The organism is Parvibaculum sp. (assembly GCF_045863935.1).
Classification (GTDB): Bacteria; Pseudomonadota; Alphaproteobacteria; order Parvibaculales; family Parvibaculaceae; genus Parvibaculum.
Genome location: NZ_BTVP01000026.1, coordinates 1 through 15,724, shown reverse-complemented (window position 1 = coordinate 15,724; position 15,724 = coordinate 1). Strand labels below are relative to the sequence as shown.

General features: G+C 64.9%; 10 protein-coding genes. 5 read left to right on the top strand and 5 right to left on the bottom strand.

Translation table 11 applies throughout. From position 1 onward, the window contains the following. Positions 1–16: 16 nt before the first annotated feature. Together ACKUUH_RS11780 and ACKUUH_RS11775 are read left to right on the top strand one after the other, a co-directional pair. Entirely contained in the window at positions 17–1,900 is a 1,884-nt protein-coding gene (locus ACKUUH_RS11780) for an alkyl/aryl-sulfatase (RefSeq protein WP_407950114.1), read from the top strand. Positions 1,901–1,946: 46 nt separating this feature from the next. Continuing rightward, positions 1,947–2,957 (top strand): NADP-dependent oxidoreductase, encoded by a 1,011-nt coding sequence (locus ACKUUH_RS11775; RefSeq protein ID WP_407950113.1) that lies wholly within the window; start codon positions 1,947–1,949, stop codon positions 2,955–2,957. Here ACKUUH_RS11775 and ACKUUH_RS11770 read toward each other — a convergent pair. The 3 genes from ACKUUH_RS11770 to ACKUUH_RS11760 all read right to left on the bottom strand — a co-directional run bounded on the left by ACKUUH_RS11770 (position 2,954) and on the right by ACKUUH_RS11760 (position 5,294). Beyond that, positions 2,954–3,742 (bottom strand): PAS domain-containing protein, encoded by a 789-nt coding sequence (locus tag ACKUUH_RS11770; RefSeq protein ID WP_407950112.1) that lies wholly within the window; start codon positions 3,740–3,742, stop codon positions 2,954–2,956. The genes ACKUUH_RS11775 and ACKUUH_RS11770 overlap by 4 nt on opposite strands. 79 nt (positions 3,743–3,821) lie before the next feature. Next, entirely contained in the window at positions 3,822–4,913 is a 1,092-nt protein-coding gene (locus tag ACKUUH_RS11765; protein WP_407950111.1) for a ferritin-like domain-containing protein, read from the bottom strand. A gap of 60 nt (positions 4,914–4,973) precedes the next feature. Next, positions 4,974–5,294, bottom strand: a complete 321-nt coding sequence (locus ACKUUH_RS11760) for a 2Fe-2S iron-sulfur cluster-binding protein (RefSeq protein WP_407950110.1) — start codon at positions 5,292–5,294, stop codon at positions 4,974–4,976. 366 nt (positions 5,295–5,660) lie between these two features. On the opposite strand from ACKUUH_RS11760, the gene ACKUUH_RS11755 reads away from it, so the two are divergent. Continuing rightward, positions 5,661–6,005: a hypothetical protein gene (locus ACKUUH_RS11755; protein ID WP_407950109.1), complete on the top strand. Its 345-nt coding sequence runs from the start codon at positions 5,661–5,663 to the stop codon at positions 6,003–6,005. Positions 6,006–6,017: 12 nt separating this feature from the next. On the opposite strand, the gene ACKUUH_RS11750 is transcribed toward ACKUUH_RS11755, so the two are convergent. Then, positions 6,018–10,217 (bottom strand): translocation/assembly module TamB domain-containing protein, encoded by a 4,200-nt coding sequence (locus tag ACKUUH_RS11750; RefSeq protein ID WP_407950108.1) that lies wholly within the window; start codon positions 10,215–10,217, stop codon positions 6,018–6,020. After that, positions 10,217–12,061, bottom strand: a complete 1,845-nt coding sequence (locus tag ACKUUH_RS11745) for an autotransporter assembly complex protein TamA (protein ID WP_407950107.1) — start codon at positions 12,059–12,061, stop codon at positions 10,217–10,219. The genes ACKUUH_RS11750 and ACKUUH_RS11745 overlap by 1 nt, the downstream gene beginning before the upstream one ends. Before the next feature lie 128 nt (positions 12,062–12,189). Between ACKUUH_RS11745 and ACKUUH_RS11740 the strand changes: the two genes are divergently transcribed. Together ACKUUH_RS11740 and ACKUUH_RS11735 are read left to right on the top strand one after the other, a co-directional pair. Further along, positions 12,190–14,562, top strand: a complete 2,373-nt coding sequence (locus ACKUUH_RS11740; protein WP_407950147.1) for a heavy metal translocating P-type ATPase — start codon at positions 12,190–12,192, stop codon at positions 14,560–14,562. 60 nt (positions 14,563–14,622) lie between these two features. After that, the gene (locus ACKUUH_RS11735; protein ID WP_407950106.1) at positions 14,623–15,627 is read left to right on the top strand and encodes a nucleoid-associated protein; all 1,005 of its coding nucleotides are present in this window, start codon (positions 14,623–14,625) and stop codon (positions 15,625–15,627) included. Positions 15,628–15,724: the final 97 nt, after the last annotated feature.

Genomic DNA, 15,724 nt, shown 5'->3' with positions numbered 1-15,724 from the left:
GCCGGGGGAGAACGTCATGGAACAGCCGAAGGACGCCACAGAAGCAACCAGGCGCGCGCTCGCGGAATTCGCAAAGACGCTGCCGCCCGACAGCGGCGCCGACTTCGAACTGGTGAAGCGCGGCTTCATTGCCACCATTCCCGACGCGAAGGTGCTGAACGAGGCAGGGCATGCCGTCTGGGACATGGGCACATTCGCCTTCGCGGGTGAGCATTGCGATTGCCCCGACACGGTGAACCCGAGCCTCTGGCGCCAGGCGAAGCTGAATTCCGTCCACGGCCTCTTCGAGGTCACGAAGGGCATCTATCAGGTCCGCAACTTCGATCTTTCGAACATCACCTTCATCGAAGGCGACACCGGCTACCTCGTCATCGACCCGCTGATTTCGGCCGAGCCCGCCGCCGCCGCTCTCGCGCTGATGCGCAAGCACAGGGGCGACAAGCCTGTCACGGGCGTCATCTACACCCACAGCCATGTCGATCATTATGGCGGCATCAAGGGTGTGCTCTCCGACGAAGATATCGAAAAGGGCCTGCGCATCATTGCACCCGAAGGGTTCCTCGAGGAGGCGGTGAGCGAGAACGTGCTTGCGGGCAATGCCATGGGCCGCCGCGCGACTTATATGTATGGCGCGCTCCTGCCGCGCAATGCGAAGGGCCATGTCGATTCCGGCCTCGGCAAGACGGTGTCGATGGGGCAGGTGAGCCTCGTGCCGCCGACCGAAAGCATCTCGCAGACGGGCACGAAGATCGTCGTCGACGGCATCGAGATCGTCTTCCAGGTCACGCCCGACACCGAGGCGCCCGCCGAGATGAATTTCTACTTCCCGCAGTTCAAGGCGCTCTGCATGGCCGAGAACTGCTCCTGCCATCTCCACAACATCTACACGCCGCGCGGCGCGCAGGTGCGCGATGCGAAATCCTGGAGCTGGTACATCGACGAGGCGATCGAACTCTTCGGGAAGGAAACGGATGTCCTCTTCGCCAGCCACCACTGGCCGCGCTGGGGTTCGGGTGCCGCCACCGCCTTTCTGAAGAAGCAGCGCGACCTCTACAAATATATCCACGACCAGACATTGCGCATGGCCAATCACGGCCTCACGCCGCTCGAAATCGCGGAAGCGATCGCACTCCCGCCGACGCTCGCCGCCGAGTGGTACACGCGCGGCTATTACGGCACGCTCAATCACAATGCGAAGGCCGTCTACCAGCGTTACCTCGGCTGGTTCGACGGCAACCCCGCGAACCTCCACAAGTACCCCCCGGTCGAAGCCGCGAAGCGCTATGTCGATCTGGCGGGCGGTGCGGCGGCGCTCCTCGAAAAGGCGCGCGCCGCCTTCGCGAAGGGCGACTACCGCTGGGTGGCGGAACTCGTGAACCATCTCGTCTTCGCCGATCCCGCGAATGCGGATGCCCGACACCTGCAGGCGGATGCGCTGGAGCAGCTCGGCTATCAGGCGGAGTCCGGTCCCTGGCGCGCCTTCTACCTCACGGCAGCGATGGAGCTTCGCAATCCGCGCCCGCCTTCCGATGTGCCGCGTCAGGGAGCGGCCGGTCAGTTGCGCTCGCTGCCGGCGGACCGGTTGCTCGATTCGCTGTCCGTCCGTCTCAACGGAGAGCGGGCAGGGGCGCGCGAGATTGCGCTGAACCTCCGCTTCACCGACACGGGCGAACGCTTTCTCGTTACCGTCGAGAACGCCGTCTTCCATCACTATCCGGACCGCGTGGCGAAAGATGCGCCCACTGTCTCGCTCACGCGGGGCGCACTTGCGAGCCTCGTCATCGGCGAGATCGCCTTGCCGCATGAAAGCGTTGCGGTCGATGGTGACGCCGAGCCCTTCGCCACTTTCCTTTCGCTCCTCGACCGTTTCGATTTCTGGTTCGAAATCGTGATGCCGTGAGGCCGAGGCGCACCGCCATTCCGCTATCGCAACCCGGAGACCATCCATGAAAAACGACGTCAACCGCCAGTTCCGCCTGAAAACGCGCCCCACCGGCCGCATCGAAAAGTCGAATTTCGATTTCGTGGAGGAGAGCATTCCCGAGCCCGGCCCCGGCGAGGCGCTCGTGCGTGTGCTTTATCTCAGCCTCGATCCGACGAACCGCATCTGGATGAGCGACATGGACCAGTACATGCCGCCCGTCGGCATCGGCGAGGTCATGCGGGGCGGCGGCGTCGGCGTCGTCGTGAAGTCGAATTCTGCGCGCTACAAGGAAGGCGATCATGTGAGCGGCCTCACCGGCTGGCAGGACTACTGCATCGCCGACGAAGGGATGCGCGCCATGAGCGTCCTGCCGAAAGGCCTGCCGGTCGATCTGCCGGTCATGCTCGGCGCCTGCGGCATGACGGGTCTCACCGCCTATTTCGGCCTGCTCGATCTTGGCCGCCCGAAGGCCGGCGAGACCGTTGTCGTCTCGGCGGCGGCGGGCGCCGTCGGCTCCGTCGTCGGACAGATCGCGAAGATCAAGGGATGTCGCGCCGTCGGCATCGCGGGTGGGCCGGACAAGTGCCGCCACATCGTCGAGGATCTCGGCTTCGATGCCGCCGTCGATTACAAGCGCGCCGACTGGCGCGAACAGCTCGCCGCCGCGACGCCGGACGGCATCGACGTCAATTTCGAGAATGTCGGCGGCGAGATCATGGAAGCCGTCATGGCCCGCATGAACCTCTTCAGCCGCATGCCCCTCTGCGGCATGATCTCCGGCTACAATACCGGCGATCCGGCGATGCGCGGCGACTTCTCGCCCATCCTGATGCGCCGCATCGAAGTGCGCGGCTTCATCGTCATCGACTTCATGGAGAAGTTCGCCGAAGGCGCGATGCAGCTTGCCCAGTGGGTGGTGGAAGGAAAGCTCAAGCATCGCGAGACCATCGTGGATGGCCTCGAAAACGCGCCCGTCGCCGTCAACAAGCTCTTCGACGGCGGCAATATCGGCAAGCTCGTGGTGAAGCTCTAGCTTTCTATGCGGCGCGTCTTGCCGGCATTGCTCCTGAGATGCGCCGTATAGGTCATGCGGCCGCCCGTCTCCACCTTGGTGATGGTCGCGTCGACCGGAAACTCCGTGCCGTCCTTCCTGAGGCCGGTCACGGGGCCGCGGTCGCTCATCCAGCGCGAGGCATCCCGGCCCCTGCCGAAATCCACGAGCTGCTTGTTATGGGCGGCGCGGTAGCGCTCCGGCAGCAACATCGCGAGCGGTTGGCCGAGCACTTCCTCCGCGCGATAGCCGAACATCTGCTCGGCCTTCAGGTTGAAGAAGGCGATCTTCTGGTCCGCATCGACCGAAATGATGCCGTCTTCCGCCACCATCAGGATGCGGGAGAAGAGCAGGTTCTTCTCCTTGAAGGCGATATGTTCCTGCCGTCGCGTCGTGTTGTCCCGGAACGTGATGAGAAACCGGCGCGCCCCGTCGAGCTTCGCCTCCACCACGCGCACATCGGCGGGAAATTCCGTGCCGTCCTTGCGCCGCGCGATGAGGTCGAGATAGCGCGACTGCTCATGTTCGGGTTCCGCCGCCCAGCGCTGCAGCCACTTCACGGGGTCTGCCCGCTGCCCCGGCTGTTGCGGAACGAGCGTCGCGATGTTGCGTCCGGTCACTTCCGCGGCGCTGTAGCCGAGCAGCCGTTCGGAAGCCGGGTTGAAATAGGTGATCTCGCCTTCGGGTGTCGAAACGATGATCGCTTCGGGCACGCCCTCCACCAGCATCCGGTGGAATCCGGCGGTCGCGCTGTCGTCCTTGCTCATGAGTGTGCTCCCGCCTCATTCGGATAAGAGACCCCGGCGGCGGCGCCGCCGGGGTAGTCGTCATTATACTCGTCTTTGCTCAGGCCGCGTTGCCCGTCGGGTGGCCGCCTTCCATCGCCTGCAGCACGCGGATGTCGTCGAACACGGGAATACCCGCTTCGTCGTACTTCTTGCGCGCCGTCGGCGTCAGCAGGCCCACACGGGCGAGCGCCGGCATCATCAGGTCCTTCAGCGCATGCACCTGGCCGGGTGGCAATTCGCTGGCGATGCCCGCATCCGCCGCTTCCTGCAGGCCCTTGAAGAAGTCGTCGGCGTCGATGCCGCTATTCTCCAGCACCTGCATGAAGCCGGGATCGACCTTGTTGGCGATCGTCCCCGCCGTCTGCGCCTTGACGAGGATATTCACCGCCTGGAACGCGAAATCGGCGAGTTCCTCCAGGTCGTCCTTGTGCATCTTCTTGAACACCGGCCCGAGGAACACATGGCCGAACGACACATGCCGGCTCTCGTCGCGCATCACGTTGAAGGTGAGCTGCTTCAGCAGCGGGCAGGTCGTGGTGCGGTACATGTTGTTGAAGGCACCGAGTGCGAGACCCTCGACGATCATGTTCATGCCGATCATCACCTTCTCGTAGCGGTCGGACTGAAGCGTCACGTCGATGAGCTGCTTCAGCCAGGGCGACATCGGGTAGATGATCGCGATCTTGTCGCAATACTTCGAATAGACCTCGACATGCCGCGCTTCGTCCATCGTCTGCGTCGCCGCATAGAGCTTCGCGCCTTCATCGGGCACGGAATGCGTCACGCAGGCCGCCGTCATCAGCGCGCCCTGTTCGCCATGCAGGAATTGCGACAGGAGCTGCGCGGTCGAATGCGCGGTAAAGGTTTCCTGCTGCGATTTCGAGAGCTTCTTGAAGAACGGCATCTTGTGATAGATGTCGCTGTCGTTCGCGATCAGCGGACGGGAAGGGTCCACCTGCGTGTCCCAGGGCAGCAGATCGTCCGAATCCCACTGGTTCTGCTTCGCCCGCTTGTACAGGTCCTCGACCTTGTCTTCCGAGAACATGTAGTCGAACGTCCAGGCGATATCCATCGGGTTGCGGTAGATGTCGTCCGGCGTCATCGTCACTTTCCAGTCGCCCTTGTTGACGACCTTCGCTTTCGCACTCATGGCCTTCCTCCTGATTTGGGCCGCTTGCCGTTCTTCTTGCGGCCGGGGTTCTCGTTCGTTTCAGTACTGACGGGCAGGCGTGCGCACGACGAGGCCGTCGAGCGATGGGTCCACCTTGATCTGGCATGAGAGTCGGCTGTTCGGATGCACATCGAAGGCGAAGTCGAGCATGTCCCGCTCGAGTTCATCCATCGGGGTTAGCTTTTCGAACCAGCCGTCTTCGACATAGACATGGCACGTGGCGCAGGCGCAGGCCCCGCCGCAGTCGCCTTCGATGCCGGGAATGGTGTAGCGGGTCGCGCCTTCCATGACGGAGAGCCCCTCCGCCACGTCGACCGTGTGTTCCGTGCCGTTGTTTTCGATATAGGTAATCTTGGTCATCTCGGTACTCAGCCACTCTCTTCCCGGGGCCCGGTTGCTTCCGGGTCTGATATCCATAGAAAAATTATACCTATTTCCGTCCCCCCGGCTCCGCGACAGAATGTCCATTGGCCGCCCGGCCCATGCGGCAGATTGTCCATTGCTGCGGACGCAAAAAGCTTGCTGCAACAGCGAAATCCGCGCGCGGACAGTCTTGTCCGTGCACGGAGGAAAAGCGCCCGCCCGGCACGCCTGTCCCGAGGCGGGACGGCTCAAATTGGCGGCGGATCGTGGCAAATCCGCCGCTCCCCGGGGCTGGGATTTGCTGTAAGCTGACTTAAATAGTGGTCGAAGGGCGAACCCGCCCCCTCTTGAAGGCGCATTGGCATGAGCGGAAAGAACTTGTTCCTCGGTATCGCGTTGGCATCGGCTCTGCCCCTGCTCGCCGTTTCGGCTGCCCTCGCCGAGGAGCCGGCAGCGGCCCCCTCGGGCGACATCCATTACGAGACGGCGGACCCCGTGGACTCGCCTCCGGTCAACTATCGCTCCGACGTCGAAGAGGAATTCGACACGCCTGAAAATCGCGATGCGGAAATGTATGCCGAAGAATATGAGCGGCGGCAGCGCGAGGAGAAAATCCGCAAGCAGGAGCAGCTCGACCGGATCCAGGACTTCACCTCCGGCGCCCACACGACCGATGGCGTCACGCCGGATGGCGGCTTCGGCCGCTGACAAGACAATAACTCAGTAGTCCCACTTCCAGTTGACGCCGACGTCGCTTGAGGCGTCGTTGCCGATCTTTGTGTCGACGCTGATATTGTCGGTAACGTCGATCTCGATCTTCACGTTCGAGTCGCTCGCCAGCGCGCCCTGTTCCACGCCCACATAGACGCCCTCGCGGAGGTATTTTCCGGCCGAAACGGTGGTGCCTCCGGAAGCGCCCGTGTCGACGCGCAACACGTCGAGACCGAGCTCGTTCTGTATGTTGCTCAGGAGGCCGAAGCCGCCGATGCCGCTGCCGGAAAGCTCCGCCGCCGTATTGGCAAGCTGCGCCGCCTCGAAGGCGCTGAGTTCGCCCACATTCTTCCCGAACAGGATGCGCGAGATGATCTCGTCGCGCGGCAGCGACGGCTCGGAGGTGAGGTCGATCGCGGGCGACGAGCCGTGTCCGCTGACGCCGACCGTCGCGCTGAAGTCGCTGCGCGAATAGACCAGCGCGATGTCGATATTCGGGTCGATCGGCTTCTCGCCCGCAAAGGCCACGCTCCCGCGCTTCAGCGTGAATGTCTTGCCCGCGAAATCGAGCGTGCCGCGCTCGGCGGTGAGTTTTCCATCGAGCACCGGATCCTCGACAAGGCCGGTCGCCGTCACCGCGCCCGTCCACAGCGAATTGACGCCGCGCCCCGTCACCTGCGCGGGCGGAGTGCCGATCCGGAGCGTCACGTCCAGCACCATAGGCAAGGGCGGCGTCTCCTGCGGGTCTTCCACAACCTCCTCGCCGGGCCCCTGAACTTCGATCACGTCGATATGCGGCACCCCGCCGCCGATCCGGTCGGGAATGCGAAAGCGCGCGGTTGTCGTCGTGAGTTCACCTTCGAGGCGCAGCGGTTCCTCGAGGCTCGCCGGAAGCGCGTGCCCCGTCAGCGTCAGCGTGCCGTCCATGCCGAGCACGAGGTCGCGCCGCCGGACCATCTCCATCTTGTCGAGCTGCACCCGCATGCTGAGGGCGTCCGCCGCATCGGCCGCAAGCGACACCGTGCCCTCCGCCTCGATCCGGCCTTGCCCCGCGTCGCGCGCGCTCATCGTGAAGCGCAGCCGCTCGCTGCGTTCCCCCTCCACCGTGATGTCGAGATCGCGCATCGCCGTGCCGGTCTCGAAATTCTCGAACGTGCCGTTCCGCAGGGTTGCCCGCCCCGAAACGAGCGGCGCCGATATGTCGCCTTCCGCCCGGAGCGCGACATCCGTATCGCCCGTGAGCCTTTGTCCAGGCAGGTCGGCAAGCGCCATCAGCGACGCCATCGGCCCCTGCCAGGTGAGCGAGGCTTCGACGGGCCCGCGTGCCGCCGCCACCGGCCATGCGCCTTGCGGGTCGCGCACCAGCGGCAGCGATCCGTCGAGCATGAAGGGCTCTTTTGAAATGCCGCGCGCCCGCGCCGAAATTTCGAGCCGCCGCTTCGCCCATGTAGCATCCAGCGTTGCGCCGAAGGCGGGAAGCCGGTCGAGCCCCGCTTCCGTCAGCACCACATCCTCGAAAGAGAGATTGAATTGGCCTCCCTCGCGGCCGGTATCGAGATCGGCCTTGCCCGAGATCGTGCCGCCCACCGCTTCCATCGGCAGGAAGGGCACGACGAGTTCGACCGGCAGCGTCGCGAGCATCGCGGTGAGCGTTGCAGCACGCGGCCGGAGCGTCAGCGAGGCGTCGAGGCGGCCGGGGCCTTTCGGCCCGTTGAAGTCGAGCGCGAGGCTCTTTATCCGCGTCAGTCCCTCTTTCAGTTCGACGGTTGCGGGCGAAGCGAGCGCGGCCCGCGCCTCTCCCACCTGCGCCTCGAAGCGGCTGAGCGTCACGCCGGCGGGCTCGTAGAGCGCCTCCGCGTCGAGCGCCACGGGTTCCGCCTCCAGGGTCAGCCGCTCGCCCCGGAGCGCTGCCGAAATCACGATCCGGTCGAAGGGGCCTTTCGCGTTCGCCGTCATTTCCGTGAAGCGCGTATTGCCGCTGCCGCCGCCTTCCGCCGAGACCCGCGCGTCGAGCACGCCATCGCCGAAAGCATCCGACACTTTTGCTTCCGCTTCCACGCGCTCCAGCGTCACGCTGCCGGTGAGTTGCATGTCGATCTTGCGCGAGGTGAGACGCGCCTGCGCGCTCTGCTTGCCCCCCTGCGCATCGAGGGCGATCTCGATCGCCGCGCTGCCTTCCATCGCGATGCCCGCAAGCGCGCCGAGCGGCTGCAGCGCCACGCGCTCGCCGGCGAGCCTGCCGCTCAGAAGCCCGGCATCGGAAACGGCCATGTCGCCCTGCAGCCGCGCGCCGAAAAGATTGGCGTCGATGCGCTCGAAGCGCGCGCCGCCTTCCGGCGGCAGCGTGAGGTCCGTGTCGAGCCGCGCCGTGCCGTCGGCGCCCTTCATCGTGAAGGAGACCGGTCCCTTGCCCTGACTTATATCCGCCTTGAGCCTCGCCTCGCGCGCATCCATGCCGCCAAGCGTGCCCTTTGTCAGCGCCGCATCGAGCGCGAGACCCGGCCTCTCCATGCTTCCCGACAGAAGCGCCGTCGCATCGAGCGCGCCGCTCGCCACGCCAGCCGCGATCCCGGAAATCTCGTCTGCCGCGATCCGCGCCTCGCCATCGAGCGCGCCTCCCGCATCGAGACTGAATTGTCCCTCCGCCGTAAAACCTTGCGCCGCCTTGAGCGTGACGCCGGATGCGGAAAAGCCGCCATCCGCGCCAAAGGCGAGGTCCGCCTTTCCGCGCAGGCCTTCGGCGAGCAACGCGTCGAGGCTTTCATCGCCCGTCTCAATGGCGCTCGTTTCGAGTGCGACGCCCGCGGCGCCGCCGGTCTCGTCATAGCGCAGCCCCGCAACGGTGAGCATGCCCTTGCCCGTCAGGCGCTGTCCGGCCATTTCGCCAAGGGGGGCAAGATCGGTGATCTCCGCCCGTCCATCGCCGGCGATCGCGAAGCCGTCCTCGCCATCCGTCATCTCGCCGCTGAAGCGCGCTATGCCCACTTCCGTTTTCAGCACAGCCTCGCCGATGCTGACTTGCGTGAAGCCGCTATCCGTATCGCCCTTGATCTGCCAGCCCGCCGCGTCGAGAAGCGAAGCATCCTCGAGCCCGGCAACCCTGCCGAGCCCCGTCAGCGTGCCTTCCGCGTCGAGCGTCCATCGCGCTTGCGCCGGCGCTTCCACCATGCCGGAGCCGGTCAGCGCGAGCGCGCCCGCTTCCGCGTTCAGCATCTCGATGTGATAGCTGCCCGCCTCCCGCGCCGCGATCTTGCCTTCGATGCGCGCATGGCGCGGTGCGGCCCCTCCGGGGACGGCGGCAAAGTCGAGCGTCTCCGCAACGAGAGTGCCTGCCGCATCCACCGCGACATTGAGATTGGTGTTCTCCGCGATCCCGCCATGCGCCTTCGCGTCGAGCGTCAGCGCCTCTCCCGCATCGAGCCTCGCGCGCCCGGTCATGAGCCCCGCAAGGCTCTGGCCCTCGGCTGTGAGCGTCACATGGTCGAACTCGCGCATCCCGGTCAGCGCCGCCGCGATGCCGGGCTTGTCCTTGCTGCCGTCTTCCGCGTCGATTTTGAGACGCCCGCGTTCCGGACCGTTCACATAAGAGATGTCGGCATCGATCCGCCCCGGCGTTTCGTCCGTCCGCCGGGCCTGCAGCGTGAGCGCGCTGCCGCCGCGCGTCATCGCCAGCGCGCCCTCCGCCTCGAAGGCGACGGCCTCGCCAATGACGGGCTGCCCGATCGAAATGCCTTTCGTCTCGAAGCTGTCGAGTACGATCTCGAAGGGAAGGGCGGTCAGCGAAAATCCGCCATCCGCCGTGCTCTCTTCGCCGCCTTCCGGCAGCCGTGCGACGTCGAGCCCCGTCACGTCGAGCCGCGTCGCGTGAAACTGTCCTTGCCACAGCGCCAGCGGCCGCCAGTCGAGTTCGGCCTCGTCGAGCCGGAGCCAGGTCCCTTGCGCGTCGGCGATGGTGAGACCTTCGAGACGCAGCCGCGCGGGCCAGGCGCCGCCGATGTCGCCGATCTCGACCTTCGTCTCGCCCGAATTCACCGCGTCGAGCGCGATCTGAAGAAGCGCATGCCGGAGCGGCGCGATGTTGAGAAGCCCGGCGCCGAGCGCGACGAGCGCGAGCGCAAATCCGGCAAGCATGAAGACGAGCGCCATTACGGCGCCTGCGATCCGTCGGGTGCGCCCGCGCTCGCGCGAATATGTCTCCGCCCGCGCCATCAGAAAGCCTGCCCCAGCGAAACATAGATCTGGAATGCGTCGTCCACGCTCTTGCGCCGGTTGAGTGGGATCGCGACGTCGGCGCGCACCGGCCCGATCGGCGTGTAGTAGCGCAGGCCGAGCCCCGCGCCCCAGAGCAGCGGATCGCTGAACGACGGCACGGTGTTTTCGAAGGCCTGTCCGCCATCGATGAAGGCGACAAGACCGATATCCTCGAAGGCGCGCCAGCGCGCTTCCGCATTCGCTTCGAGCACGGAGCGCCCGCCCGTCGGGTCGTTGTTGGCGTCGAGCGGCCCCGCCATCTGGTAGCCATAGCCGCGCACGGAACCGCCGCCGCCCGCATGGAAGCGCGTCGAGCCCGGCACATCCGCCGTCTCCCCCGCCGCGATCATGCCGTAGCGCCCGCGAAAGGCGAAGGTGAGGCCGTCGACCGGCGTGAGATAGGTGGCGGCAACGCCTTCAAGCTTGGTAAAGGTCGTCGCCTTCTCGTCGCTGGTGCCGAAATAGGGCGTCCCCTGCAGCATCGCGCGCAACCCCTCCGTCGGATCGAGCAGGTCGTCCGAGGTGTCGTAGCGGAGCGTCAGCGGCACGCCGAAGAGCTGGTAGCTGATGCGCCCGTTCGAATCTTCAGTCTCCGAGAGCTGGAAGGTCACGCCGAGCGATCCCGTCCATGTCTCGCTCAGCACCCGTTCGAGCGAGACGCCCGTCTTGATGCGGTCTTCCTTGTAGGCCTCGCTGTCCTCATGCGCGATTTCGAAACCGGCGAGCAGGCTCTGGTCGGGCCGGAGGAAATGCGGCTTGCGGAAATCGGCCGTCGCCGATTGTTCGATCTCCGCGATGGAGAGCGCGAGTGTCAGCGTCTCGGCCCGGCCGAAGAGATTGCGGTGCTCCCAGCTCCCGGTCACGCCCGCGCCCTCGCTGGTCGACCATTGGACGCCGAGCCGCACCGTGCGCGCCTCGCGCTCGGTAAGCTCGATCCGCTGCGGCAGGGCGCCGTCTTCCGCCTCGCCGGACGAAATGGCAATGCCTGAAAAGAGCCCCGTCTTTCTCAGCGCATCCGTCGTCGCATCCACCTGCGCGCGGCTATAGATCGTGCCGGGTTCGATTGCCGCGAGTTCGCGCACGTAGTCCTCGTCCGTGCGGCCCCCTTCATTCGTCACCAGCATCGGCCCGAAGAGATATCGCTCCCCCGCCGTGATGAAGAGCGTCGCATCGGCAAGGCTTGCCGAAAGATCGACGATAACGCGCCGCCGGTCGAGCTGCGCGTCCGGATAGCCATTATTGTAAAGATGCTGGATCGCCTGCTGCGTGAGGTCGATCACGCGCTGCGCGGTTGCCGCGCGCTCCGGCTGCAGCCCGAGTTCGGTGGCGTCCTCGACGAGCCCCGGCCCGCCATCTGGATGTCCGCTATAGCGCATCGTGAAGCTGCGGATCATGGTGCGCGGCCCGAGCACCGCGAGATAGACGATCTCGAAAGCGCCGCCTTGCTCCTGCCTGACCGAGGCGCTCACGCTGCCATTGTAATAGGCCTCCGAGCGCAGCACTTCCTTGAGCTGCTTTGCGTCTTCCTCCGCGCGGCGGCGAAGCTGCGCCAGCGTCGTCGGCGGCGGCACGCCGTCTTCCGCTTCCGGCCGCAGCGCCTGCGCCTCCTCCATCAGGCTGCGCAGGTAATCGGGAATGCGCCGCCCCTCGATCCGCGTGGTAAAGGCAATGGCACTTTCCGGCCGTTCCCAGGAATAGGCCTCGCGCTCGCCGCTCTCTGCCGTCTCCTCCGCATAAGCCGGTGCCGCCGCCAGCGCGGCGAGCAGAACGGCGATCGCGAAGTGTTTGATGGCAGCAGGCAAAAGCGCACAACCTCTCGAGTGCCCGGACGCGGCGTCTTTCCAAGTGCCAGCCCGGCTCCCGGGCGTCAAGCATACCCCGCCCTTGACCTTCCAGTTGCTGGAAGCCCTATCTTCCTGCCCTTGACCGGATAAGGAGAAATCGAGCGATGAACGGTGAAGGCAAGGTTCTGGACCCCGTCTGCGGCATGGAAGTCGTGCCGGGCAAGACGCCCCATACCCATGAACATGAAGGGCAGACCTTCCATTTCTGCTCGGCCTCCTGCGCGGGCAAATTCGCGGCCGATCCGCAGAAATACCTCGCGCCTGCGCAGCCGGAGGCCTCCTGCTGCCACGGCCACGCCCATCATGCGCCCGCGAAGCCCTCCGGCCCCGTTGCGCCCGGCACTAGATATACCTGCCCCATGCACCCGGAAATCGTCCGCGACGGTCCCGGCTCCTGCCCCATCTGCGGCATGGCGCTGGAGCCCATGACCGTCTCGCGCGAGAAGCCGGAAAACGAGGAGCTGCGCGACATGACGCGCCGCTTCTGGATCGGTCTCGTCCTCACGCTGCCGCTCTTCGCCCTGGAAATGGGCGGTCATCTCCTCGGCCTTCATCTGCCCATTTCCGCGCGCGCCTCGGGCTTCGCGCAGCTTGCGCTGGCAACGCCCGTCGTCCTCTGGGCGGGCTGGCCCTTCTTCGTTCGCGGTTGGGCCTCGCTCCGCACGATGAACCTCAACATGTTCACGCTGATCGCCATCGGCACCGGCGCGGCCTATGCCTATTCGCTCGTCGCCGTCCTCGCCCCCGGCCTCTTCCCGGAAGCCTTCCGGATGGAAGACGGTTCCGTGCCCCTCTATTTCGAGGCCGCCGCCGTCATCACCGTGCTGGTGCTGCTCGGCCAGGTGCTGGAACTGCGCGCCCGCGAGCGCACCGGCGACGCGTTGCGCGCGCTTCTCGACCTCGCCCCCCGCACCGCCCGCCGCGTCGGCGAGAGCGGCGACGAGGAAGTGCCGCTCGAGGAGGTGGCGAAGGGCGACCGTCTCCGCGTCCGCCCCGGCGAGCGCGTGCCCGTCGACGGCGACATCGTGGAGGGCCGCAGCGCGGTCGACGAATCCATGGTCACCGGCGAAAGCCTCCCCCAGGAGAAGGAGCCGGGCGCCCGCGTCATCGGCGGCACGTTGAACGGGCAGGGCAGTTTCGTCATGCGCGCCGAAGGCGTCGGCGAGGACACGGTGCTCGCCCGTATCGTCGCCCTCGTCGCGGAGGCGGGCCGCTCGCGCGCGCCCATCCAGGGCCTCGCCGACAAGGTCGCGTCATATTTCGTCCCCGCCGTCATCGCCGTCGCGGTCCTCGCCTTCGCCGCCTGGATGGTCTTCGGCCCCGAGCCTGCCTTCTCTTATGCGCTCGTCGCCGCCGTCTCCGTCCTCATCATCGCCTGCCCCTGCGCGCTCGGCCTTGCCACGCCCATGTCCATCATGGTGGCGACGGGCCGCGGCGCGGGCCTTGGCGTCCTCATCCGCAGCGCCGAGGCGCTGGAGCGTTTCGAGAAGGTCGACACGCTGGTCATCGACAAGACGGGCACCATCACCGAAGGAAAGCCCGTGCTGCGCGCCGTCGAGCCGGTGGAAGGCACCTCGCGCGCAGACCTGTTGACGCTCGCCGCCAGCCTCGAAAACGGCAGCGAGCACCCGCTCGCCTCCGCCATCGTCGCCGCCGCGAAACAGGAGGGCCTGAACCTTCAGCAGGCGGAGGATTTCGACGCGCCCTCCGGCAAGGGCGTCACGGGCTCCATCGGCGGCCCGGAAAACAGGAAGCAAGTCGCCCTCGGCAACCGTGCCCTGTTCGATGAGCTGGGTGTGGATGTGACGCCGCTCGTCCCCCGTGCCGATGCGCTGCGTGGCGAGGGCGCCACCGTCGTCTTCGTCGCCGTCGGCGGGAAACTCGCCGGCCTCGTCGCCGTCGCCGACCCGATCAAGAAAACAAGCGCCGAAGCGCTCCGCCGCCTGCGCGAGGAGGGCCTGCGCATCGTCATGCTCACCGGCGACGGCCGCCTGACCGCCGAAGCGGTCGCCCGCGAAATCGGCATCGATGAGGTCGAGGCCGAAGTCCTGCCGGAAGACAAGAGCAATGTCGTGAAGCGCCTGCAAGCCGAAGGCCGCGTCGTCGCCATGGCGGGCGACGGCGTGAACGACGCCCCCGCGCTCGCCGCCGCCGATGTCGGCATCGCCATGGGCTCGGGCACCGATGTCGCGATGGAAAGCGCGGGCGTCACGCTGGTGAAGGGCGATCTCATCGGCATCCTGCGCGCCCGCGAACTCAGCCAGGCCGCCATGCGTAACATCCGCCAGAACCTCTTCTTCGCCTTCGTCTACAACGCGGCGGGCGTCCCCATCGCCGCCGGCCTCCTCTACCCCGCCTTCGGCCTCCTCCTGAGCCCCATCTTCGCCGCAGCGGCCATGTCGCTGTCGTCCGTGTCGGTCATCGGGAATGCGCTGCGGCTGAGGAGGGTGCGGCTTTAAATATTGGCAAATCAGGCATTTAGGAAAATAATCCCCGGATAGATGGCTTAGGGGGACACTATGGCGACGACAATCGCAAACGTTGCAATTCATCATCTCAAGCGAAAAGACGATGCTTACGTTGTTACCAAGGGGAACAGCAACGTTGCGGTAAGTGCGACGGTCCAGCGCCTAGTGGATGAGCTTCACAACTTATATGGACGGCGTACCTCTAAAGCCTACGGGAAGTTCTCTGAGAAGGTAGACAACTACCCCACTTCAAAGAATTTGAAGATTTACATCGAGGGTAAATCAACCTTCGACGAGCTTACCTTGGCACTCATGGATACCCTCCAAAAAGAAGCACAGGCGAAAGTTGCTTCAACCGGGGGGCATGTATTTTTCACGCATTTCTCTTCGGATGGTTCGCAGTACTTTCTCGTCGCTATCGTTACGGACAAGCTCAGCGCGATGCTCACAAAGAATGACAACTTGGAAGATGTTACGCATCTTGATGTGGAGGGGTTTCGTTTTGCGGGGCGGGTGAACCTGTCAGGTTGGGCAAACGATGAGGCGCGATACATTGGTTTCGTGAAAGGAAAAGGGAACGTCGCAGACTACTTCAAAGAATTTCTCGGTTGCGATACCGCAATTCAAAACAGAGTTGAAACGACTTCTTTGGTGTCAGCTCTAAAACGATTTGCAGACCAGCAGAAACTGGACGCGGTAGCGCGAGAAGAGTTCATGCAAAAAGCACGTGATATATGTGACCGTGACGCGCGTGCGAACAAACCAATTGATTTCGAAGCTCTTTCCAATGAGCTGTATCCGCATGAACCGAAGAAGTTGTCGGATGTCTTGTGTGATCCCAACCTTAGTCTGAATGATGGTTTCGTGGCTGACCGCCGGGCGTTGAAGGGGTTGATCAACTTCAAGAGAAAGACCGCCAACTGGTCAGTGGAGTTTGAGCGCTCCGCGCTCCACGCAGGCAAGGTAAGCTACAATCCAAAGGAAAACAGCATCACGTTGTTTGATGTGCCCGACGATCTGAGATCTGAACTCAACGAAGAAGTCGGCCATGCCTAACGATGTTAACTGGGACGATCTTCTGCGTGTCTATCAGCACACCTGACGTGAGCCCCTGAACTTCCTCCAGATTTGAGTAGAGTCCGTCAATTGAAGG